The sequence below is a fragment of the Ahrensia kielensis DSM 5890 genome (assembly GCF_000374465.1).
Classification (GTDB): domain Bacteria; phylum Pseudomonadota; class Alphaproteobacteria; order Rhizobiales; family Rhizobiaceae; genus Ahrensia; species Ahrensia kielensis.
On sequence record NZ_KB894528.1, the window covers coordinates 400,399 to 420,686 of the forward strand.

The 20,288-nt window shown below is 47.7% G+C and carries 26 protein-coding genes; 16 read left to right on the forward strand and 10 right to left on the reverse strand.

Annotation, left to right across the window (positions count from 1 at the left end; translation table 11 throughout):
- Positions 1 to 33 precede the first annotated feature (33 nt).
- Positions 34 to 390: a winged helix-turn-helix transcriptional regulator gene (locus tag C504_RS0101900; RefSeq protein ID WP_018687609.1), complete on the reverse strand. Its 357-nt coding sequence runs from the start codon at positions 388 to 390 to the stop codon at positions 34 to 36.
- Positions 391 to 485: 95 nt separating this feature from the next.
- Here C504_RS0101900 and C504_RS0101905 point away from each other — a divergent pair, with 95 nt between their 5' ends.
- Both C504_RS0101905 and C504_RS0101910 read left to right on the forward strand, forming a co-directional pair.
- On the forward strand, positions 486 to 773 hold the full coding sequence (locus C504_RS0101905) for a putative quinol monooxygenase (protein ID WP_026317145.1): 288 nt from the start codon (positions 486 to 488) through the stop codon (positions 771 to 773).
- Positions 774 to 810: 37 nt separating this feature from the next.
- On the forward strand, positions 811 to 1,824 hold the full coding sequence (locus C504_RS0101910) for a zinc-binding alcohol dehydrogenase family protein (RefSeq protein WP_018687611.1): 1,014 nt from the start codon (positions 811 to 813) through the stop codon (positions 1,822 to 1,824).
- A 130-nt stretch (positions 1,825 to 1,954) separates the two neighbouring features.
- Here C504_RS0101910 and C504_RS0101915 read toward each other — a convergent pair whose 3' ends face one another.
- The 3 genes from C504_RS0101915 to C504_RS17025 all read right to left on the reverse strand — a co-directional run bounded on the left by C504_RS0101915 (position 1,955) and on the right by C504_RS17025 (position 4,099).
- Positions 1,955 to 2,566, reverse strand: a complete 612-nt coding sequence (locus tag C504_RS0101915; protein ID WP_018687612.1) for a transglutaminase-like cysteine peptidase — start codon at positions 2,564 to 2,566, stop codon at positions 1,955 to 1,957.
- 156 nt (positions 2,567 to 2,722) lie between these two features.
- Complete coding sequence (locus C504_RS0101920; RefSeq protein ID WP_018687613.1) at positions 2,723 to 3,325, reverse strand: PilZ domain-containing protein; 603 nt, start codon at positions 3,323 to 3,325, stop codon at positions 2,723 to 2,725.
- A gap of 96 nt (positions 3,326 to 3,421) precedes the next feature.
- Positions 3,422 to 4,099: a PAS domain-containing protein gene (locus C504_RS17025; protein WP_018687614.1), complete on the reverse strand. Its 678-nt coding sequence runs from the start codon at positions 4,097 to 4,099 to the stop codon at positions 3,422 to 3,424.
- A 358-nt stretch (positions 4,100 to 4,457) separates the two neighbouring features.
- Between C504_RS17025 and C504_RS17030 the strand changes: the two genes are divergently transcribed.
- Both C504_RS17030 and C504_RS0101940 read left to right on the forward strand, forming a co-directional pair.
- Positions 4,458 to 5,174 (forward strand): rhomboid family intramembrane serine protease, encoded by a 717-nt coding sequence (locus tag C504_RS17030; protein ID WP_018687616.1) that lies wholly within the window; start codon positions 4,458 to 4,460, stop codon positions 5,172 to 5,174.
- Positions 5,175 to 5,257: 83 nt separating this feature from the next.
- On the forward strand, positions 5,258 to 5,689 hold the full coding sequence (locus tag C504_RS0101940; protein ID WP_018687617.1) for a CBS domain-containing protein: 432 nt from the start codon (positions 5,258 to 5,260) through the stop codon (positions 5,687 to 5,689).
- Between the two features lie 18 nt (positions 5,690 to 5,707).
- Here C504_RS0101940 and hisI read toward each other — a convergent pair whose 3' ends face one another.
- Both hisI and folE read right to left on the reverse strand, forming a co-directional pair.
- Positions 5,708 to 6,175 (reverse strand): phosphoribosyl-AMP cyclohydrolase, encoded by a 468-nt coding sequence (gene hisI / locus C504_RS0101945; RefSeq protein WP_018687618.1) that lies wholly within the window; start codon positions 6,173 to 6,175, stop codon positions 5,708 to 5,710.
- A 5-nt stretch (positions 6,176 to 6,180) separates the two neighbouring features.
- Positions 6,181 to 6,804 (reverse strand): GTP cyclohydrolase I FolE, encoded by a 624-nt coding sequence (gene folE, locus C504_RS0101950; RefSeq protein WP_018687619.1) that lies wholly within the window; start codon positions 6,802 to 6,804, stop codon positions 6,181 to 6,183.
- Positions 6,805 to 6,971: 167 nt separating this feature from the next.
- On the opposite strand from folE, the gene C504_RS0101955 reads away from it, so the two are divergent.
- From C504_RS0101955 to C504_RS0101980, 6 genes are all read left to right on the forward strand, one after another.
- Entirely contained in the window at positions 6,972 to 7,415 is a 444-nt protein-coding gene (locus C504_RS0101955; RefSeq protein ID WP_018687620.1) for an iron-sulfur cluster assembly scaffold protein, read from the forward strand.
- Complete coding sequence (gene yidD, locus C504_RS0101960) at positions 7,415 to 7,696, forward strand: membrane protein insertion efficiency factor YidD (RefSeq protein WP_018687621.1); 282 nt, start codon at positions 7,415 to 7,417, stop codon at positions 7,694 to 7,696. Before C504_RS0101955 ends, yidD begins: the two co-directional genes overlap by 1 nt.
- A 106-nt stretch (positions 7,697 to 7,802) precedes the next feature.
- A complete protein-coding gene (locus C504_RS0101965; RefSeq protein ID WP_018687622.1) occupies positions 7,803 to 8,240 on the forward strand; it encodes a universal stress protein in 438 nt (145 codons plus the stop codon).
- A 12-nt stretch (positions 8,241 to 8,252) separates the two neighbouring features.
- On the forward strand, positions 8,253 to 9,806 hold the full coding sequence (locus tag C504_RS0101970; RefSeq protein ID WP_018687623.1) for an alanine/glycine:cation symporter family protein: 1,554 nt from the start codon (positions 8,253 to 8,255) through the stop codon (positions 9,804 to 9,806).
- A 153-nt stretch (positions 9,807 to 9,959) separates the two neighbouring features.
- Positions 9,960 to 11,369, forward strand: a complete 1,410-nt coding sequence (gene mgtE / locus C504_RS0101975) for a magnesium transporter (protein ID WP_018687624.1) — start codon at positions 9,960 to 9,962, stop codon at positions 11,367 to 11,369.
- A gap of 124 nt (positions 11,370 to 11,493) precedes the next feature.
- On the forward strand, positions 11,494 to 11,880 hold the full coding sequence (locus tag C504_RS0101980; protein WP_018687625.1) for a MerR family transcriptional regulator: 387 nt from the start codon (positions 11,494 to 11,496) through the stop codon (positions 11,878 to 11,880).
- A gap of 12 nt (positions 11,881 to 11,892) precedes the next feature.
- On the opposite strand, the gene C504_RS0101985 is transcribed toward C504_RS0101980, so the two are convergent.
- The 3 genes from C504_RS0101985 to C504_RS0101995 are packed head-to-tail and all read right to left on the reverse strand — an operon-like array spanning position 11,893 to position 14,271.
- Positions 11,893 to 12,378, reverse strand: a complete 486-nt coding sequence (locus C504_RS0101985) for a methyltransferase family protein (RefSeq protein ID WP_018687626.1) — start codon at positions 12,376 to 12,378, stop codon at positions 11,893 to 11,895.
- Complete coding sequence (locus tag C504_RS17035; protein ID WP_018687627.1) at positions 12,365 to 13,354, reverse strand: heparan-alpha-glucosaminide N-acetyltransferase; 990 nt, start codon at positions 13,352 to 13,354, stop codon at positions 12,365 to 12,367. Before C504_RS17035 ends, C504_RS0101985 begins: the two co-directional genes overlap by 14 nt.
- Positions 13,351 to 14,271, reverse strand: coding sequence for a DMT family transporter (locus tag C504_RS0101995; RefSeq protein WP_018687628.1), 921 nt, complete (start codon positions 14,269 to 14,271; stop codon positions 13,351 to 13,353). The genes C504_RS17035 and C504_RS0101995 overlap by 4 nt, the downstream gene beginning before the upstream one ends.
- 401 nt (positions 14,272 to 14,672) lie before the next feature.
- Here C504_RS0101995 and C504_RS18665 point away from each other — a divergent pair, with 401 nt between their 5' ends.
- From C504_RS18665 to C504_RS0102020, 5 genes are all read left to right on the forward strand, one after another.
- A complete protein-coding gene (locus tag C504_RS18665) occupies positions 14,673 to 14,813 on the forward strand; it encodes a hypothetical protein (protein WP_018687629.1) in 141 nt (46 codons plus the stop codon).
- Between the two features lie 106 nt (positions 14,814 to 14,919).
- Complete coding sequence (locus tag C504_RS0102005) at positions 14,920 to 16,320, forward strand: L-serine ammonia-lyase (RefSeq protein ID WP_018687630.1); 1,401 nt, start codon at positions 14,920 to 14,922, stop codon at positions 16,318 to 16,320.
- A gap of 43 nt (positions 16,321 to 16,363) precedes the next feature.
- Positions 16,364 to 16,801: a DUF1489 family protein gene (locus C504_RS0102010; protein ID WP_018687631.1), complete on the forward strand. Its 438-nt coding sequence runs from the start codon at positions 16,364 to 16,366 to the stop codon at positions 16,799 to 16,801.
- A gap of 35 nt (positions 16,802 to 16,836) precedes the next feature.
- On the forward strand, positions 16,837 to 17,571 hold the full coding sequence (locus tag C504_RS0102015; RefSeq protein ID WP_018687632.1) for a hypothetical protein: 735 nt from the start codon (positions 16,837 to 16,839) through the stop codon (positions 17,569 to 17,571).
- Positions 17,568 to 18,272 (forward strand): DnaJ domain-containing protein, encoded by a 705-nt coding sequence (locus C504_RS0102020; RefSeq protein ID WP_018687633.1) that lies wholly within the window; start codon positions 17,568 to 17,570, stop codon positions 18,270 to 18,272. Before C504_RS0102015 ends, C504_RS0102020 begins: the two co-directional genes overlap by 4 nt.
- Positions 18,273 to 18,342: 70 nt before the next feature.
- Here C504_RS0102020 and C504_RS0102025 read toward each other — a convergent pair whose 3' ends face one another.
- Positions 18,343 to 19,653, reverse strand: a complete 1,311-nt coding sequence (locus C504_RS0102025) for a D-alanyl-D-alanine carboxypeptidase (protein WP_018687634.1) — start codon at positions 19,651 to 19,653, stop codon at positions 18,343 to 18,345.
- A 272-nt stretch (positions 19,654 to 19,925) separates the two neighbouring features.
- Between C504_RS0102025 and C504_RS0102030 the strand changes: the two genes are divergently transcribed.
- On the forward strand, positions 19,926 to 20,279 hold the full coding sequence (locus tag C504_RS0102030) for a phasin family protein (protein ID WP_018687635.1): 354 nt from the start codon (positions 19,926 to 19,928) through the stop codon (positions 20,277 to 20,279).
- Positions 20,280 to 20,288 lie beyond the last annotated feature (9 nt).

The window sequence follows — 20,288 nt, forward strand, 5'->3', positions numbered from 1 at the left end:
CGCCGCAAGCTCATTGAGTTTGCGGCGTTTTTATTATCTGTAACGGCTGCCCCAAGAGCGTAATGCTTCAATCACATCGTGCAGTTCACGGCCTTTATCTGTCAGGCGATACTCCACCTTTGGTGGCACCACAGCAAAGACTTTCCGGTGAACAATGCCGCTAGTTTCTAATTCACGTAGCTGCTTCGTCAGGCTGCGCTGTGTCACGCCAGAAAGACGGCGGGATAGCTCATTAAAACGCAGGGTTTCTTGCATCAGGTGGAAGATAATCAAGCCCTTCCATTTACCTGAAATTTGCTCAAGCGCTGCTTCAACAGGGCACCCCTCGCTGCAATCATAATTTTCAAAGCGCTGTGCCGGTAAGGGTAAGTGCGTTTCTACAGTATCCATAATGTACCTATATGCATCAATTGTGCGTACTTGTCAGATTGTGTGTAAAGTCTCATATGCATCTAACTTGTTTGATTGTCAAAAAAGGAACTGACATGGCACTTACTATTCTGGCCCAAATTACAGCGGTTGCTGGCAGCGAAGATTTGGTACGCACACAGCTTGAGAAGCTGGTTTCGATCACACGCGCAGAGCAGGGTTGTCTGCAATATGATCTACACATCGATAATGAGAATCCGGGCTTCTTCGTGTTTTACGAAAACTGGGAAAGCCGTGAGCTTTGGCAGCAGCATATGAGTGCGCCGCATTTAGCAGCCTATATGAAGGCAACGGATGGAGCGGTTGCTAATTTTAGTGTCAATGAACTTAGCAAAATAGCTTGATATAACACCGCAACATTTTGCGGCGATGGAGAATGAAATGAAAGTAATTGGATATTATGAGAGCCTGCCGATTGTCGATGACAAGGCGCTGGTTGAATTGGAAATGGATAAGCCGCAACCAACAGGCCGAGATTTGTTGGTTCGGGTAAAGGCTGTGTCGGTTAATCCGGTTGATTTCAAAATACGCGGTCGCAAGCAATCAAAAAATGATGTCCCTGTTGTTTTAGGCTGGGATGCGGTTGGCGAAGTCGTAGAGACAGGCAGCGATGTGACATTGTTCCAGCCAGGTGATGAGGTTTGGTATGCTGGCGCTATCAATAGGCAGGGCACAAACTCTGAATTTCACCTCGTGGATGAGCGTATCGTCGGCACAAAGCCTAAATCGGTGACAGATGCAGAAGCCGCAGCCTTGCCATTAACAACGCTAACAGCGCATGAAATGCTGTTTGACCGCTTGCGTGTGAATGATCCTGTTCCAGGCGCTGCACCTGCGGTGTTGATCATCGGCGGGGCAGGCGGTGTTGGTTCAATCGCAATCCAGCTGCTGCGTGCTTTGACTGATCTTAAGGTTATCGCAACGGCATCACGCCCCGAAACAATGGACTGGGTCAAAGATCTGGGCGCGCACCATGTGATTGATCACAGTAAGCCGTTGGCCGCACAGATCGAAGCCTTGGGGATCGGTCAGCCCGGCTTTGTATTCTCGACAAATTATTCGGGTAGCTATGCTGCACAAGTTGGAGAGTTAATTGCGCCGCAGGGGCGTTTTGGATTGATTGATGATCCAGAAAGCTTCGACATTATGCCGTTCAAAGGCAAAGCCGTGTCGATACATTGGGAAATGATGTTTACGCGCTCGCTGTTTGAAACAGATGATATGCAGCGGCAGGGCGATATATTGAACGAAGTTGCTGCATTGCTTGATGACGGTAAAATCCGCTCAACCGCGACAGAGACACTTGGCATAATCAATGCAGAAAATTTGAAACGCGCCCATGCTATTCTTGAAAGCGGTAAAGCGCGGGGCAAACTTGTGCTCGAAGGCTTTTAGAACAAAGCCGATGATTGAATAAAAAAATGGCCGATCTTCAGTTAAGAAGATCGGCCGTTGCCCAAGTCTGGGGATGGATGATGGGACTCGACTCGGGCAAACTCAAGTTAACAGTGTTGCTATTTACACGTCAGTTCCGTGCGATACGGCTTCGGTTGTCTTCGATTGTTACCCAGCGACCAGCATGTTCAGTCGATTGCCGCTTTAGATATTCATAAGGTGTGTCACGCCAATCATCGATACGGCCGACAAGGTTATCGAGAATGAAGTCACCGCGATCGGTGCGTACAGTCAAAACGGCATGACCTTCGCCATTGGGTTGTTTGACCACGGTAATCAAAAGATTGCCCGGATTAATGCCAGCCTTAATCAGTTTGATGCGTTTCAAAAGAACATAGTCTTCGCAATCGCCAACATTGGTTGGGTATGACCAAACTTCCATTTTGCCCCAGATTTCAAGATCTGTAAGCGGCGTGATTGTCGTGTTCACGTGATTGTTTACATTGACAATTTTTGCCCAGCTCGCACGCGTCAATTGATGCGGTGCTATGTTGCGGCCTGTGCGTTGGCATTCAACGGGGGCAGCTTTACAAAACTCATTGTGGCCAATTGGCTGTGTGGTGAAATTCGTCGTTTTCATGCTGAGCGCATAGGCACTGCCGCTCGATACCATTATGGTACACAGTGCAGCGCCGAATGCGGAAGCTAGAAACTTACTCGCTGATTTTTTTATTGTTGTCATGTCCATCTCCTGTGGGATGAACACTGACAGCAAGAGTTTTAAATCAGCCGAATTCTGGCGTGTAAATTTGAAGCAAATTCTGTGAAATTACGTGTAAAATTCAAAGTATTTTTTACGTATTCTCAGCAACATATTGTTTTTGCTGATATAAATTGCCTAGTTTAGGTAATCTGAGAGGCTTTCACGTCGCTGAATTACTGCAAATTCAATTGCGATTCCGTCTTCAAAATGACGAACAACTTGTCCACGCATATTGCCAAGTGTCACAGCCGAGCCCAATGCGGGCCTTACTTTCAACTCTATAGCTGCGCCAGACAGAGACAAATCAATGATACGGCAGCGATATTGACGCCCATCTGGAAGCGACAACACAACAGCTTGTTTCTGCGGCACGATACGTTCGTGGCGACGATCTTCAGGAAGAGCAAGCTCATGCTTGTTGGCAAGCCAAGTAAGCTGCGCGGCAAGTTTTTCGCGCTTACGTGCTGTTGAGGTCAACTCAATCGCAAAGCCAACGTCTGTAATGCGGGTAATTTTACCTTCGATGCGACCAACATGATCGATATAGGCGACGACACGCTCTCCGATTTCACCAACTTTGTTGCATATAAATGCTGCGCTGCCCGGTGACATGTTGCAAATCTTGCATTCATGTTCTGAACGGTCCTGCAACATATAGCGGCCAATTAAATTAACATCGACGCGTTGAAACTGGCGTCTCGTTAGGTCAATCTCAGCTGCATTTGGGGCAAAGCTCATCGGTTTTTCCACGAGTCTAATAAATAGTCCCCTTAGAATGAGGCATCGAGGTTAACAACAGGTAAGCCGTGCACCTAAATTTTTATATATTATTGATCATGATCGCCCGCCAGGCAGGATAACTAAATTTGGCTTTTGTAATCGGGTAGCAACGCGCGGCGCTTGTTTTGCGCCAAGCATTGCTCCGCCTTGTAAAACGGCGAATTTGTTATTTGATTGAAAGGGTTGCGGCGCGGCTTTACGTTGCGACAAAGCGACCGCAGGACGGTTATGAAGCGATATAAGTTCTTTTCCCGCATCAATAATCCGCAAGTTTGAAATAGTGAGGCTCATCAAAGCTTCTGCGCCGATCCAGTATGGCATGTCCATTGTGTGCAAGCAGCCCAGAATACGGGGCTCTTCATCCATCATCGGTAAAAGCAGGGCTTCAATCTGAACAGATCGCCCGCGCTCAGATGTGCCCTCTAATTGAAGCACAACGGCAACCATCTCTGTTTGCAGCGACGATAGGGTGCGGCGCATAAGGTTGCGGTCATCTTGATCTAACAGATGGTCAAAGGGTTTGCCTTTCAACTCTTCGCTAAAGAGCAAACACAATGCAGTGCCGGCGAGGCGAAATACCATCTGCCCAGTATCATCTTGGTGAAGAATAAAAGTCGACGGTAATATGGATGATATTGCAGCCGGTGCAATTTCAGATCGCAAGGGGGCTGTGCGGTTGCCTTTGACGGCATTCCAATAATCAAACAATTGCGTTGTGCCATTGTGAAGCATCGCTATCAGTTTCCCATTTATCTGTTTCAACTGTTGCAAGACGGGACATATGACGTGCCTTGCAGCTCTCTTGAGACAGGCGTTGCACGAAGCGGGCCAAAGCAGGGGCGATAAATGGAAAAGATTTGTTAACCTTAACAAGCTGTTTCGTTTGATAGCCGTTCGTTAATATGGCATTAATAAACCAACTTGGAGCCACTCGTTCCAAACAGCACAAATTTAGGGGTGAGCAGGGACTCGTCTCAACGGCCATTGATGGAAACATCAGTGGCCATTTTTTTTATGCCCTATAGGTGCTGGCAAAAATGCCCATTGATATTATGTAGGGATGTAACAATCATACGAATTGCAGGTGCCTATGGAAAATCTACCCGTCGACAATGAGCTTGCCGAGGAAAAGCCGCGCGAGCCTATATTCAACTTACCTGCGATTTTAGTGGTGTTCGTTGTAATCTGTGTCGGCATGCACATTTTGCGCAATTCGGTTTTTTCGCAACAGCTTGCTGAATGGGTGTTTGTCACCTTTGCCTATTTCCCAATACGCTTCACGCCAGAGTTTTTCACGTTAGATTTGCCGACGCTGATTTCGCCAATTGGGCACACTTTCCTGCATGGTGATTGGACCCATTTGGGCATGAATATGGTTTGGCTCGTCGCCTTTGGTGCGCCCGTTGCTTACCGGCTTGGCGCGTTGCGCTCTATTTTGTTCTGGATACTGACTGCACTTGGCGCAGTGATATTGCACACGATTATTTATTACGGCGATACGGTGCCGCTGATTGGTGCATCGGGTGCTGTCTCTGGATTTTTAGGGGGGGCTGCGCGTTTTGGATTTAAAGCCAATCGGCGCAACCCACGTGCTGGCCTTGCGGGACCGCTCTATGGACCGTTGGATTCGCTTCGCCAACGCGGCGTTATTCCGTTCTTGGCCATATGGATGGTTCTAAACTTTGCTTTCGGATCAGATGTTCTTGGGCTAAGCGGAGGCGCATCCATTGCGTGGGAGGCCCATATAGGCGGGCTTATCGCAGGATTTTTCGCCATCGGTTATCTGGATACCAAGCGCCACAAGTAAAGAAAGCAGTATAGCGTCTTGTCAAACATGCCGTTTGTGTACATCATTTCTTTCTAGATGGTTTTTTGTAGGAGGAATGAACGATGACAGCTTCACGCATATTGGAAGTTAAAGGTTCGGAAGTCTTTACCTTGCCGCCTGAAACAACGACCATGGACGCGGTAAAATCACTGCGTGAGCATAAGATTGGTGCCTTAATCGTATCGTCTGGAAATGGCAGTATTGACGGTATTTTGTCGGAGCGTGATGTGGTGCGTGCAATCGCCAATCACGGCGCAGAAGCACTAGACAGTGCCATCTCAACGCACATGACAAAAAACGTCGTGACATGTGCAGAAAGTACCAACATTGCAGAACTCATGGAACTGATGACGAAAGGCCGTTTTAGGCACGTTCCAGTTGCACGAGATGGAAAACTGGTCGGCATTATTTCAATCGGTGATGTTGTTAAACGCCGTATTGCTGCTGTTGAAGCCGAAGCAGAAGAAATTAAATCTTATATTGCTTCCGTTTAATACGGCGCATATTTGGCGTTATTTATAGACCTTTGACGGGTCAAAACGTGGTTGGTCTTTCTCATCAAAAGAAAGAACAACTTTCCCGTCATCGGCTACTTCTAAACTTCTGTAAAAACAGCTTTTGCGGCCCGTATGGCAATTTGCACCGCTATCTTGCGTGCGCACGCGCATCATGACCACATCTTGGTCGCAATCGGTGCGTATTTCTGCGATGATCTGCACATTGCCAGACGTTTCGCCTTTTTTCCAAAGTGCATTGCGTGAGCGTGACCAATAATGGGCGATGCCCGTTTGCAAGCTGAGTTGCAGCGCTTCCGCATTCATATATGCCACCATCAATATGGTGTTGTCTTCCGCATCAACTGCGATTGCCGTGATAAGTCCAGCCTCATTAAAGCGCGGACGAAACAAGTCGCCTGAATCCAATTCTTGCTTGGAGACATCAGCGGAGGCGAAAACAATTTGAGACACTGGCAAACTCATAGATTTTACTGACGCAACATTTCTAGGAAACGATATTGGTGTTCCGGCTTTTCAAATTCACCGGTAAACCGTGTTGTTATTGTCGTTGAGCCTTGCTTGCGAACACCGCGCATCGCCATGCACATATGTTCAGCTTCAATCATCACGGCAACACCGCGCGGTGCGAGCGTTTCATCAATTGAAGTGGCGATTTGGGCTGTCATCGTTTCTTGCGTTTGCAAACGGTGCGCAAAAATATCAACGACGCGTGCAATCTTTGACAGGCCAAGAACGCGTTCATCCGGCAAATAGGCAACATGCGCTTTGCCGATGATAGGCACCATGTGGTGTTCGCAATGCGAGTGGAAGTGAATGTCTTTGACCAACACAACATCGTTGTAACCGGCCACTTCTTCAAAGGTTCTACCCAGAACTTCAGAAGGGTCAGCATTATAGCCGCCAAACAATTCGCCATAAGCTTTCACAACGCGTTTTGGCGTATCAAGCAGGCCTTCACGTGTAATATCTTCACCTATCCAGCGCAGGAGTGTGCGTACTGCTTCTTCCGCTTCAGCCTGAGTTGGTTTCGTGTTGTTATTATCCAACATAGTATTTTCCTTGCCTGGCAGCTTATTCACAATTGCATCCACGGCTCGTCTCCAACAAAAGGCATCAAACAGACTCAGCTAGCGCTAGAGGTCTTATTTCATAAACACTGCGGTTTCGCGACCTTGCAGATCGCTCTTTCAAACACCTATATAGAATGCGAACGGTGGATTGCCACTTTATTTAAGTAACTTTTTGACGCGGTCTGAACATGATTGATGATGTATATAATTCCAAGTTGCTTGAATATGCAGGTAATATTAGCCGTGTTGGCACACTAGAAAGCCCTGATGCAACTGCAAAAGCGCATTCAAAACTTTGTGGCTCGACCATTTCTATTGATTTGAAGATGGACGACGATGTTGTTTCTGATTTTGCGCAGATTGTTAAGGCTTGTGCGCTTGGCCAGTCAGCAGCATCAATTGTTGCCTCTAATATCATTGGTGCCAAAGCGCAGGAATTGCGCGACGCGCGTAACCAAATGATTCAGATGCTTAAAGAAGAGGGTGAGCCGCCTCAGGGGCGTTTTGCAGAACTTAAATATCTGCAGCCGGTCAAAGATTATAAGGCGCGCCATGCATCAACATTGCTTGTCTTTGATGCTATTGTTGATGCAATCGATCAGATTGAGCGCCAAAAGGAACCGGCGGCATAATGTGCGCCAACCATAAAAAACAACCCGATTCTCGCAATTGGCAGGGTAAATGGCGCCGCACACCGGGGCGGTTATTAGGCACAGGCTTTATTCGGCTTTACCAGCTCACCTTGTCTGGTTTCATTGGCAATACGTGCCGCCATATGCCGACTTGTTCTGAATATGGCTATGAAGCTATTGCGCGCCACGGCTTGTTTCGCGGTGGTTGGCTGACTTTTAAGCGCGTCATACGGTGCGGCCCCGGCGGTACAAGTGGCATTGACAATGTACCGATAAAATAAATTTATTAACAGCCTCAATCAGGGCATTTGTTGCTGCATATAACTATTTGTGTTTCACTCTTAAAATCCATCAAGGGGGATGGGTGTTTTAGGGAAGGAATATCAAATGACGACGAAACTTGTGGTTGGCCTCGATGGTCACGAAACAGGTGAACGAGCGTTGGCATATGCACAGAATTTAGCAGGCCTTATTGGCGATTGTGAGATTCTGGTTGCTTATATCATCGAATGGTCACCCTATTCATTTCAAACAGCTGAAGAAAATGCAGTGCGGCACAAACGCCGTGAAGAAGAAATATCGACGGCAAAAGAACGCATTATAAATCCAGCGATTAAGAAATTATCAGATGCAGGGGTGAAAACCGAAGGTATCGTTCGTCACGGCGATGTAGCCACGGCACTGAATGACATTTCAAAAGAAAATAATGCGCAACAAATCGTCGTCGCGCGTTCATCTGCTGGCGGCTTTACAAAGCGTATTTTCGGTAGTGCAACTTCTAACCTTGTCATGAGCGCTAGCGTTCCTGTCACTGTTGTGGCGTAGGGGGCGATGGCTATGAAAAAAATTCAAACAATTTTGTTTTCGCAAGTTGCAGCGGCCACAGTGGCTTCAACAGCTTACGCGCAAGAAGTTATGACGCTTGACCAAAAGGTCAACGAGGTTTTTGCCACTGTAACCGGACCATTCGTAAACCTGATCTTTGCACCATTTCCGGGCACAACTTTTCCATGGATTGTGCTTTGGCTTGTGGTCGCGGCGTCAATTTTCACGCTTTACTTTGGTTTTGTGCAGTTCCGGTTTTTTGGTCATGCGATCAAATTGGTAAAAGGCGATTATTCTGATCCAAATGATGCAGGTGAAGTCAGTCACTTTCAGGCCCTTGCAACAGCGCTTTCGGGTACTGTTGGGCTCGGTAATATTGCTGGTGTTGCTGTTGCTGTCGGTATCGGCGGTCCAGGAGCGACATTCTGGATGATCTTAGCGGGTCTTTTGGGTATGGCGTCCAAGTTTACCGAATGTACGCTTGGTGTGAAATACCGGAATGAATATCCCGACGGCACCGTTTCTGGTGGCCCTATGTACTATATGTCAAAGGGCTTTGATGAACTTGGCCTGCCGGGTGGTAAAATACTGGCGATTGTGTTTTCAATCTTCTGTATTCTCGGCGCTTTGGGCGGCGGCAATATGTTCCAGGCCAATCAGGCTCATGCGCAGATTTCCGGCATCGTCGGAGATTATCCAGGTTGGATTACCGGTGTAGTATTCGCAGTTATCGTGTTTGCAGTTATTGTCGGCGGCATTAAGTCGATTGCGAACGTGACTGAGAAGGTCGTACCATTTATGGGCGTTCTTTATGTTGGCGCCGCATTGATAATCTTGATTGTCAATTATGACAAAATCGGTTGGGCATTTGGCCAGATTTTTGAAGGTGCATTTACAGGACTTGGTATTGCGGGCGGCTTTGTAGGCGCTTTGATCCAAGGTTTCAAACGTGCGGCCTTTTCAAACGAAGCAGGTGTTGGTTCAGCTGCGATTGCGCACTCTGCTGTTCGCACAAATGAGCCAATTACAGAAGGCTTCGTTTCACTGCTTGAGCCACTGATTGATACTGTTGTTATTTGTACGATGACAGCTTTGGTTATCACAATTTCTGGTCAGTTGATTATGGATCCGGCCACAGGCCAATTCGTTCTCAATGAAGCAGGAAACGCGATTGCAACGGTAGGTGACAATTCTGGTGTCGCATTAACATCAGCGGCTTTCGGATCATCGATCTCTTGGTTCCCATATGTTTTGGCTGTGGCCGTTGTGCTGTTTGCCTTTTCAACCATGATTTCTTGGTCTTACTACGGATTGAAAGCTTGGACCTATCTGTTCGGTGAAGGCAAAATGCAGGAGCTTAGTTTCAAAACAATCTTCTGTATCTTTATTATCATCGGTGCTGCGGCCAGCCTTGGCCCCGTTATTGACTTCTCTGATGCTGCGATCTTCGCAATGGCGGTCGTGAACATCTTTGCTTTATACTTCCTCATGAAGCTCGTGAAGAAAGAGCTTAAGTCATACAGTGCGCGTCTAGCGTCTGGTGAGATCAAGAAGTTTAAACACTAAATAATTGTGGAGGCATTTATATAAATGCCTCCACTTCCGAAGTTTTTTTAAAGACTTGTCATCAATACATTTGCATTTAACGCCCCGTCATATAACTCTTAAAGAAAGCCAATAAGGCTTCAATCCTTATAGAGTTAAGTGCGATAATCTTTGATGTCAGAAACAGAAAACATCCGTGAAGCGCAAACCGCGACTTCTGACGGCACCGAAATTTACGGTGACGACGGTGTTATTCGCGCGGACGTCATTGAACAAATCTCGAATGCCATCGAGGCAGGCGATGTCGAGCAACTTCAACGCACCGTTGAAAACCTTCACGAATCTGAACTTGGCGACCTGATTGAAGCTTTGGAGCCAAATGAGCGCCAAGAGTTTGTTGCGCTTTTGGGTGATCAGTTTGATTTCTCGTCGCTAACGGAGGTGGACGAAGCGATCCGTATGGATATCGTGACTGTCCTGCCGAATGAACAGATTGCGCTTGCTGTGCGCGAGATGGATACCGATGACGCCGTCTATATCCTTGAGGATATGGAGGAGGAGGATCAGGCCGACATTCTGGCCAAAATCCCGTTCACCGAACGTATCAGGCTGCGCCGTTCTTTGGATTATCCTGAAGAATCAGCTGGCCGCCGTATGCAATCTGAGTTTGTTGCTGTGCCGCCTTATTGGACGGTTGGCCAAACGATTGATTATCTGCGTGATACTGAAGACTTGCCCGATAGCTTCTCACAGCTTTACGTAATTGACCCGACATTCCGCCTCGTGGGCGCGGTTGATCTGGATAGCGTTTTGCGAGCAGGGCGCGATGTGCGCGTCGAAGACATTCAGCGCGAAACACGCCACGCCATTCCTGCCGAGATGGATCAGGAAGAGGCTGCACAAATATTTGAGCAATATGACTTGCTGTCTGCTGCGGTTGTCGATGAAAACGATCGGCTGGTCGGTGTGCTTACAATTGATGATGTCGTTGATGTTATCCAGCAGGAAGCAGAAGAAGACTTTAAACGCCTTGCTGGTGTGGGCGACGAAGAACTGTCCGATAACGTGATATCGACAACACGCTCGCGCTTTGTTTGGCTGCTTGTCAATTTGGCAACTGCAATCATCGCATCTTACATCATTGGCATGTTTGACGCGACAATCGAACAAATGGTCGCCTTGGCGGTTCTCATGCCGATTGTTGCCTCTATGGGCGGTAATGCGGGCACGCAAACAATGACGGTTGCTGTGCGTGCTCTGGCAACCAAAGATATCGACATCTATAACTCAGGGCGTATCATTCGCCGTGAATTAACCGTTGGCCTTATAAATGGCATGTTGTTTGCGATATTGATTGGACTGATGGCGGCTGCTTGGTTTGGCAATGTGCCGTTGGGGCTGGTAATCGCAGCTGCGATGATAATTAATATGATTTGTGCTGCTCTTGCGGGCATTCTCATCCCGTTGATGCTTGCAAAACTGGACATCGATCCAGCCAGTGCATCCAGCGTATTTGTGACGACCGTTACTGATGTTATTGGCTTTTTTGCCTTTTTGGGGCTCGCCGCGTTATTCCTTGTTTAGACAATGCATTAATTAAACTGTAGTTTGTTTGACCAATAGGTCATATATTAATTGACTTTTACGTAAGAATTTTATCTAGTCATTCGCAAATAGGGGAATGTCTCCGACATAGGAGGCACATATTATGCGCGAATTTTATACCATTACAGAACTGACCCGCGAGTTTGAAATTTCGACCCGCACTTTACGGTTCTATGAAGATGAGGGGCTCATCGCTCCGGTACGGCGTGGGCGCACGCGCCTTTTTCGCCCTGCGGACCGCTTGCTCGTTAAGCAAATTATGCGCGGTAAGCGTCTTGGGTTTTCAATTGCTGAAATTCGAGACATTATTCAGATGTATAAAGCGCCTCAAGGTGAGGCGGGCCAGTTGCAGAAAATTGTAGACCGCGTTGAAGAAAAGCGCGGCGAACTACGGCAAAAGCGCAAAGACATTGAAGAAACATTGGCCGAGCTTGATGCTGTAGAAGAAGCATGCGTCAACCGTTTGGCAGAGATGCGCGTTACATCCTGATCTGAGCTGACGTCAAACCCAGCGATTGACCTTCTTTTTATAGGTTCTGAATGAGTTACCGAAGCGCGATTCTAAATGCTTTTCCTCGCGATCAATCGCCAATTTGCGCGTTGCAAATGCGGCCATTGGCGCGAGCAATAAATGCCAGAATGTGCTGAAAGTCAGACCAAGGCCAATGATGAGCATGATATTGGCAACATAAATTGGGTTTCTGCTGAACGCGAAAATACCTTTGGTCAACAATTTATCAGCGCCGCGATTGGGTAAAATGGCGGTTTGGTGCTTTCTCATCAAGCGCATTGCAGAAACATCAATCAACAATGCCAGCACAATCAGCATAAGGCCAAGGCCAAACAGCAATTCGCCCAAAATGGTGCGTGGAAATCCAAGCGGTACAAGTCCGGATAAAATAAAGCCAATCGCGATTGTGCACAGTAAAACAATCGGTGGCCAAGGAATGGTATTCGGGCGGTCCTTGTAATTATTATCCGTTGTCATTTGTATCGTCCTCTTGCGGTATGGCTAACATATCCAAGCTGCAAGCTTGCGAGATAGCAAGGGGTTCTTCCTCGGTAAATTTGATTGTGCCGTTCATAAGGGGCGTAAACAGGTCTACCGCGGCAAGATCTGCTTCAACACAGCCACAATAGAATGTGCAACGCGCTTCACCATATTGCATCATGCAGGTCTGCTGGCAGTTGCTTTGAAAATCAGCGCTAAGCCGCGCTGGGTCAATTTGCGCAGGCATAACAAGCGAAAAAAGATATATCAACGCGATAAGAATAGGCTGGTGAATAAGATAAAAAATCAGGCTGTGACGACCAATATAAGCCAGAAGCCGGCCAAGCCAAGTGTGTGAAAACTTTGCAAACGGGTTCGTAAATAATGTTTCGCGCTGAAACAGAAACGCGCCGATACCCATGCCGATAAGAACGACACCAAACCACGGAAATACAGGCACATAATCATTGGAACGCACAGTTTCATTGGCAAGACCTGTCCACGCCATATGTAGGTCGGTCAGCGCATCCAAGCGCAAATAGGGCGCAGCACCAATCCAAACGGCACCCAATATGATGAGCGCTGGCCATGGCAGCCGTAAGAACAATAATCCGGCAAGGCTCGAGAATGCGATCTGGTGCAGAATGCCGAAGAAGATAAACGCGTCCGGTGTCGCAAAATACGTTGCGATTGTAATGATCAATGCAGCGCCTGCAACTTTCGCCCAGCGCCTCCAAAAACCTTGCCAGCCTATGCCTTTGCTGTGGGCGAGTATTAGCCCGATGCCAACCAATATTAGAAATGATGAGGCAATGCTGCGGGCAAAATATTTCCATGCGCCTTCGTTCACGAGTTCGGGCGCGACATAGTTGAAGAATGCTAAATCCCAGCCGAAGTGATAAATTGCCATCGCCACCAAGGCGATGCCACGCAAAACATCAAGAAAGGGAAGTCTTGTTTTGTGTTGCATCATGAAACGGCCTCTTTATCGATCTTTTCGCCCTTTGGGCCGCCAGACTTGGCAATGAACAAGCCTATGAGCACTAAGGCCAGCGCAATCAAGATTTGCGGCCTTAAAGGCTCCCCGAGAATTAAAAATCCAAGAAAAATACCAAAAACGGGTATCAAATTAATCGACATAGAAAAAGTGGAGTAACCAACTTTATTGATGAGATAGAACCGGATGATATAGGCAACGCCAGTTGGTAAAACGCCGAGGAAAATAAGCGCCATCATGGCGTTTGACGAAGGCATGGCGCTGATTGGATCAGCAAATAGAAGTGCGACCGGAAACAAAATAACCGTGCCAATTAACAAGGCTAGAAAAGCCAAACGTGTCGGCGGCATATCAATTTTGCGGATAAGAACACCAGCTGTAACATAGCATAAAGAGCCGCCAAGCGCTGCCAGTTGGCCAAGAATATTGCTGTCGCCCATGTGGCTCAGCGCATCAGCGCCAACAACGGTCAAAACACCAACAAACCCAAAAAGCACACCGATTGCTTTGCGCGTATTGATCTTGTCGTCATTGGTGAAAAAATGACCAGATACCAATGCTAGAAAAGGGCCAACACCCATCAAGAGTGACGTTACGCCGGCGTCGATTGTCAGTTCTGCCCACGAAATGAGGAAAAATGGAATAACAACATTAAGAATGGCCATTGCGATAATCAGCGTCCACATTCTTGACGAACTCGGCAGCGCCATGCCGCGGTAAATCGCATAGGGCGCTAATACAAGCGCGCCAATGCCAACGCGAATAGCTGCAAGCCAGAGGGGCCCAACTTCTGGCACGGCAATTTTAATGGCTATGAAAGCCATTGCCCAAATGATCGCGACAAAAAGAAGGAGAGCAAGGTCCGCAGGCGAGGCTTTTCGAATCGGGTTCATGTGAGGCTTCTTCCTAGGGTTGCTCATAGGGTGGACGGAATCATCAATGAGACCCTAGACCATTCTTAATCGCTACGTGAAAGCCAAAACGTTAGAGTTTTAGGAGCGGTATAAATATCTAAATTTGTGACGGTTTTTGAATTCAAGATGGTTTTCCACTCTATTTCACAGCCAGCGCCAAGAGTTCAAATTGTGATGTTAATAGATATTAAGCGTTGTTATCTATTTAAGTGATTGAAATATCGGGCTTTGTTTTCTCCTATGCTTTCGATGCATATCAGCCATTCACGGTGTTAATAGTTTTTTAACTTGCGTCCCCAGATACACCGGCCTATACGCCGTCTTCACGACAGCTATTCAAACAGCTCGTTGGGTTTAAATTAATTATGGGCAAAGTTCATATGGAAGATCACGTAGAGAAGCCTTGCTGGAACATCACCGCTTGGGCTCTTGGTATTTTCGTCGTGTTGGTTTGTATCATCGCTATGTTGAGTGGCTCAGGCCAAGAATTAGCCTCAAACGCAGTTCAGCCGGTTTCTTAAATCCGGTTTTATTTCTTTTATGTCGCGCTTCTGACAGCACATGTCGACAAAAAGCGAAACTTCTAGCAAGCTTGGTTTAAGTTAGTACGACAACCGGAGTTTGTTTATGTTTCTGTCCGTCTTTGACCTCTACAAAATTGGTATTGGACCCAGCTCATCGCATACGATGGGGCCGATGACGGCTGCCGCGCGTTTCTTGGAAGAAATACTTTCCGGCAACTGGCCCAAACCACAAGCCTCAGAAATCAAGCGTCTTGGTGCATCCCTGCATGGCTCACTGGCTTTCACTGGTGTTGGCCATGCGACAGACCGCGCTGTTATGCTGGGCTTGGCTGGCTATTTGCCCGCCGAAATCGATCCCAATAAGATTGATGAAATTGTCTCTGCCATCAAAGAGACAAGGCAAGTTACACCAGAAGGTCATCCTGCTTACGATTTTGATCCCAAAACCGATCTCATCTTTGACAAAAAGCAAGCCTTGCCTGGTCATGCGAACGGACTTTCCTTTAGCGCCTATGATGGAGAAGGACGCACATTGTTACGGCGCGTCTATTATTCGGTAGGCGGAGGGTTCGTTGTCACAGAAGAAGAATTGGCGCGGATCGATAATATCGCCACGCCAGAACCAGCACCCGATGTGCCTTTTCCCTTCAAAACAGCCGCTGAAATGATGGCCATGGCTAAAAAGTCAGGCAAATCCATCGCGGCGATGAAACGCGATAATGAGCTGTGCCGTATTAGCGAGACTGAATTAAACGCCAAGCTGGACGGTATCTGGTCTGCGATGGATGGCTGCATTGAGCGCGGCATGAATGAAAGCGGTATTTTGCCCGGTGGATTAAAAGTGCGCCGCCGCGCTGCACAATTGGCCGAACGCTTGGACGAAAGGCGCTTGTCAAACAAGTTTAACCCGCTGGAAGCAAATGACTGGCTGAATGTTTACGCAATGGCGGTCAATGAAGAAAATGCGGCCGGTGGCCGTGTTGTCACCGCACCAACCAATGGGGCAGCCGGTGTTGTTCCTTCTGTGTTGAAGTTCATCACAAAGTTCCATGATAATATTAAGCCTGAAGATATTCGCACATTCTTGCTCACCTCGGCGGCCATAGGCGGTTTGATTAAGCACAATGCGTCGATTTCGGGTGCAGAGGTCGGTTGTCAGGGCGAAGTGGGGTCTGCTTCTGCAATGGCCGCAGCCGGTATTGCTGCGATTATGGGCGGCACGCCCGAACAAATCGAAAATGCTGCTGAAATTGCTTTGGAACATCACCTCGGCATGACCTGTGATCCGGTCGCAGGACTCGTGCAGGTGCCATGTATTGAGCGCAACGGTCTTGGCGCGGTAAAAGCGGTAACGGCTGCGTCTTTGGCATTGATGGGTGACGGCGAACATATCGTGTCGCTTGACACTTGCGTTGAAACAATGCGCCAAACAGGCCGTGATATGGATGAGAAATACAAAGAAACCAGTCAGGGCGGTTTGGCTGTGAATGTTGTGGCTTGTTAAATCGCGCCATTGATTTCTATCGGCAGATGTCCATTTTAAACATATGGCCTTAAATCTCATAAAATTATGCGTCGGCGTGGAAACAGTTGACGATTTGGCGCAGTCGATCGAACGCCGTAAAAAGCGATTGAGCGCCGTTAAGCAACCGCTTGAAATCGTGCATACGACACGTATGGCGCCGAAACGCGCAGATGAAATCATTGGTGCGGGATCGCTCTATTGGGTGATCAAGGGCCGTGTTCAATGCAGGCAAGAGATTATTGATCTGCGCACCTATAATGACAGCCAAGGCATTTCGCGCTGCGATATCGTGATGAAGCCTGAACTTGTACTCACCGCGCACCAGCCAAAACGTCCTTTTCAAGGGTGGCGCTATTTCAAAGCAGAAGATACGCCGCGCGATTTAGGCGCTGGAGAAGCTGAAATTTCAGATATGCCAGAAGAGATGCGCGCTGAATTAGCAGGCCTTGGCCTGATTTAGCTTGCATAAGTAAACAAGAGCGCCATTTTATAATCATGAAAGAGCGTTCAAAAATTCCTGTACGAAACCCAACGACTGCAAAAGGCGGCGCAGTGGCGCGGTCTTCTGCGTCTGAAATCAGCAGCTTTCTCAATCAAGCCAAGAGCGCTGCAAACGGTGCAAAGGGCAGGGTCGTTTTGGCACTCGATGCGACCATGAGCCGTCAGCCAACATGGGATATGGCGTGCCATATTCAAGCGGAGATGTTCAAAGCGGTCAGCAAATCAACGCCCTTGTCCATGCAGCTGGTTTATTTTCGCGGCAGCGGCGAGTGCCGCGCATCGCGCTGGGTGCGCTCCGGCGATGATTTGGCCACTATGATGAGCAAGATTGATTGCAGAGCTGGCCACACGCAAATCAATAAAGTTTTGAAACACGCCATTGATGAGAATGCCAATGTGCCGATCAATGCCTTGGTTTATATTGGTGATGCGATGGAAGAAAATCCAGATGATTTAGGCCATGTGGCTGCGCAGCTTGGCATGCGCAAAGTGCCGGTTTTCGTGTTTCAGGAAGGCCATAACAACCTTGCCGAAGCAGCGTTTAAAGAAGTTGCGCGCTTATCATCAGGCGGTTGGTTCAGGTTTGACCGCAATGCGCCCAATGTATTGAAAGACTTGCTGTCATCAATTGCCATCTATGCGACAGGCGGCATCAAAGCGCTTCAATTGCGCGGCGCACAATCAGATAAATTATTATTAGAAAAACTATCAGGCGGAAGAAGATCATGACCATTCTTCTCGTACTCATTGGCTGTATAGGCATTGCCATTTTGCTGGGTATTTACGCGCTCAATGCAAAACCAGCACAAATCGCAAAAGGGTTGCGTCTTGCTGTGCCAATCATTCTTGGCGTTGTTGGTATCATTCTAAGCTTTGCGGGCAGGGTTTCAATCGGCGGGCCGATGATGATGGTTGCTTTTGCTCTGTTTTCGCGGATGCGCAAATATAGCGGTGTTACAAAAGCCAAGGCGCAAAAATCAACGGTGCGCACCGCGATGCTGGAAATGATGCTCGATCATGATACCGGCGCCATGAACGGCGTTGTGCTGGCTGGTAGCTTTGAGGGCGATGTACTTGACGAGCTTAGCGACGAAGCGCTGCTGATTTTGGCCGCCGAAATGTCCGGCGACCATGAAAGCATGCAATTATTAGAGGCGTATCTTGACCGCCGTTTGCCGCAATGGCGAGATGACTTTGAGACGAACGCGAGCGCGGGGCGCACTGGCGCGGCTCAATCTGGAGCCATGACACATCAAGAAGCCTATCAGATCCTTGGCATTGAGGCGGGAGCGACCGCTGTGGAAATCAGAAAGGCGCATCGAAGCTTGATGCAGCGCGTTCACCCCGATGTTGGCGGTAGTGCGTTTTTGGCGCAGCGGGTTAACGAGGCGAAGGACTTTTTGTTGCGAGCGCATGAAGATAGATCCTGATACAAAATACGAGGGTTCAGAATTTGAATTTGAGTGAACAAACACATTCACTCAAAGGTGATAAATAGGGTTACTTTTGATAGGCCATACAGGCGTAATCATAACGTTTCAGTGCTGAACATGTGTCCCATGCGTCTGATTTAGAGGCAAAGCCTGCAAAGCGTGCACGGTGATATGTTGCATTGCCTTTTTTGAATACTTCAACAAAAGGGTCGCGTTGATCAAGAACTGAAGATGCTTTGGACTGCGCATCACGCAAATAATCAAGAGCAAGCGACTGACTGTCCAATGCAGCAATCTGAATGACCCAGCCTGAACGCGGTTTGATGGATGCTGTTGTGATGCCGCTATCAACGTTCACGCGAGGCTTTGGAACAGGGGCGTAAGCAACGGCAACGGCTTCTTGAGTGACTTCAGGGCGCTGTAAATCAGCCGGAATAGGCAAGCGAGACGGAGATATGCTCGCAATACCTGCTTGTACTGGCGCTGCGAACTGGGTTGGGCTTGCTTTTGCAATTAAATCACCACCACCACGGCGCGAAGCTTTGCCGAGATATGAGTTAATGAGTTTTGTCATCTGTGCGTTGCGTGAGTTACCTGTGCGGCCACCCAGAACAACACCAACGATGCTGCGACCACCTGTGTTTACAGAAGTAACAAGGTTGAAGCCTGAGGCACGTGTGTAGCCGGTTTTAATGCCATCCACGCCTTTGATTTTACCAAGCAGACGATTGTGGTTGCCGAATGTTGAGCGACCATACTTAAAGCTACGTGTTTTGAAATAAGCAAATTCACGTGGGAAATGTTCCTGCAATGCAATACCTAGGCGCGCCATGTCGCGGGCTGTAGATACTTGTCTGGAATCTGGAAGACCGGACGCATTGCGAAACACCGTTGATTTCATGCCCAATTGATGTGCTTTGCGGGTCATCATGACACCGAAATTGCTTTCGGTTCCGGCAAGGTGCTCACCAATTGCCGCGGCAACATCATTGGCTGATTTGGTAACAAGCGCATAGATGGCCTGTTCAGCAGTAAGTGAACCGCCTGCTTTAATGCCAAGCTTAGATGGTTCCATTGATGCGGCATGACTAGAAATGCGGATTTTGGTCGATTTCTTGACCTTACCCTGCTTCATTGCCTCAAACAGCATATAAAGCGTCATCATTTTCGTTAGCGATGCCGGATAGCGCTTTTCGTCTGCTTTATAGTCATAAAGCGTTTTACCTGTTCGGGCATCAATGACGATACCTGCATATTTTGAGTTCGCATGCGCCTGACTAACAGGTGCAGCGACAAAGAAGGCGACAAGCACGGCGGCTATGACCTTGAACTTTGATGATTTGGCGAAGGACGTCGGGCGGTCGGATGACTGGAACACGATTAACTCACACTTTTACACTGAACTCAAATACAGGCTTTCAAAGCCATTACTTTCCAAAACCTAGCCGAACAGGGTTACCAATCCGTTTATGGTAATCGATTTCTATCCAATTTGAGACGGTTTTGACTAAAAATAGATAAAATCACGAAAATGTTGCACTGCACCAAATTGACACTTGCATTATGGTGCGGTGCACACTATATGTTCCTTAACGAGAGCGGTGACGTATCTCGGAGATACTTAGAAAACCAATTTGAAAGGTCACTCCCATGATCAAGTCATTCGAAGAAATTAGCAAAACAAACAAAGAAATGATGGACTCATCATTGAAGTCATATGCGTCTTTGACAAAAGGCATGCAGACTATTGCATCAGAAGCGACAGACTTCTCTAAGTCCCAGTACGAAACTGGTACAGCTGCTTTTGAAAAACTTACTGCTACAAAATCAGTAGAAAAAGCAATGGAAGTACAGACAGACTATGCGAAATCAGCTTACGAAGCGATGGTTGCGCAGGCTACAAAAATGTCTGAACTTTACATGAACGTTGCAAAAGAAGCTTTCCAGCCTTTCGAAGCATTTGTTCCAGCTGCTGCTACACCGGCTGCTAAAACAACAAAATAATATTGCCTG

Bases quoted from the DNA above. Each gene is read 5' to 3' on its own strand.
- C504_RS0101900 (WP_018687609.1), bottom strand. From the start codon at position 390: ATGGATACTGTAGAAACGCACTTACCCTTACCGGCACAGCGCTTTGAA.
- C504_RS0101905 (WP_026317145.1), top strand. From the start codon at position 486: ATGGCACTTACTATTCTGGCCCAAATTACAGCGGTTGCTGGCAGCGAA.
- C504_RS0101910 (WP_018687611.1), top strand. From the start codon at position 811: ATGAAAGTAATTGGATATTATGAGAGCCTGCCGATTGTCGATGACAAG.
- C504_RS0101915 (WP_018687612.1), bottom strand. From the start codon at position 2,566: ATGACAACAATAAAAAAATCAGCGAGTAAGTTTCTAGCTTCCGCATTC.
- C504_RS0101920 (WP_018687613.1), bottom strand. From the start codon at position 3,325: ATGAGCTTTGCCCCAAATGCAGCTGAGATTGACCTAACGAGACGCCAG.
- C504_RS17025 (WP_018687614.1), bottom strand. From the start codon at position 4,099: ATGCTTCACAATGGCACAACGCAATTGTTTGATTATTGGAATGCCGTC.
- C504_RS17030 (WP_018687616.1), top strand. From the start codon at position 4,458: ATGGAAAATCTACCCGTCGACAATGAGCTTGCCGAGGAAAAGCCGCGC.
- C504_RS0101940 (WP_018687617.1), top strand. From the start codon at position 5,258: ATGACAGCTTCACGCATATTGGAAGTTAAAGGTTCGGAAGTCTTTACC.
- hisI (WP_018687618.1), bottom strand. From the start codon at position 6,175: ATGAGTTTGCCAGTGTCTCAAATTGTTTTCGCCTCCGCTGATGTCTCC.
- C504_RS0101955 (WP_018687620.1), top strand. From the start codon at position 6,972: ATGATTGATGATGTATATAATTCCAAGTTGCTTGAATATGCAGGTAAT.
- yidD (WP_018687621.1), top strand. From the start codon at position 7,415: ATGTGCGCCAACCATAAAAAACAACCCGATTCTCGCAATTGGCAGGGT.
- C504_RS0101965 (WP_018687622.1), top strand. From the start codon at position 7,803: ATGACGACGAAACTTGTGGTTGGCCTCGATGGTCACGAAACAGGTGAA.
- C504_RS0101970 (WP_018687623.1), top strand. From the start codon at position 8,253: ATGAAAAAAATTCAAACAATTTTGTTTTCGCAAGTTGCAGCGGCCACA.
- mgtE (WP_018687624.1), top strand. From the start codon at position 9,960: ATGTCAGAAACAGAAAACATCCGTGAAGCGCAAACCGCGACTTCTGAC.
- C504_RS0101980 (WP_018687625.1), top strand. From the start codon at position 11,494: ATGCGCGAATTTTATACCATTACAGAACTGACCCGCGAGTTTGAAATT.
- C504_RS0101985 (WP_018687626.1), bottom strand. From the start codon at position 12,378: ATGACAACGGATAATAATTACAAGGACCGCCCGAATACCATTCCTTGG.
- C504_RS17035 (WP_018687627.1), bottom strand. From the start codon at position 13,354: ATGATGCAACACAAAACAAGACTTCCCTTTCTTGATGTTTTGCGTGGC.
- C504_RS0101995 (WP_018687628.1), bottom strand. From the start codon at position 14,271: ATGAACCCGATTCGAAAAGCCTCGCCTGCGGACCTTGCTCTCCTTCTT.
- C504_RS18665 (WP_018687629.1), top strand. From the start codon at position 14,673: ATGGAAGATCACGTAGAGAAGCCTTGCTGGAACATCACCGCTTGGGCT.
- C504_RS0102005 (WP_018687630.1), top strand. From the start codon at position 14,920: ATGTTTCTGTCCGTCTTTGACCTCTACAAAATTGGTATTGGACCCAGC.
- C504_RS0102010 (WP_018687631.1), top strand. From the start codon at position 16,364: ATGGCCTTAAATCTCATAAAATTATGCGTCGGCGTGGAAACAGTTGAC.
- C504_RS0102015 (WP_018687632.1), top strand. From the start codon at position 16,837: ATGAAAGAGCGTTCAAAAATTCCTGTACGAAACCCAACGACTGCAAAA.
- C504_RS0102020 (WP_018687633.1), top strand. From the start codon at position 17,568: ATGACCATTCTTCTCGTACTCATTGGCTGTATAGGCATTGCCATTTTG.
- C504_RS0102030 (WP_018687635.1), top strand. From the start codon at position 19,926: ATGATCAAGTCATTCGAAGAAATTAGCAAAACAAACAAAGAAATGATG.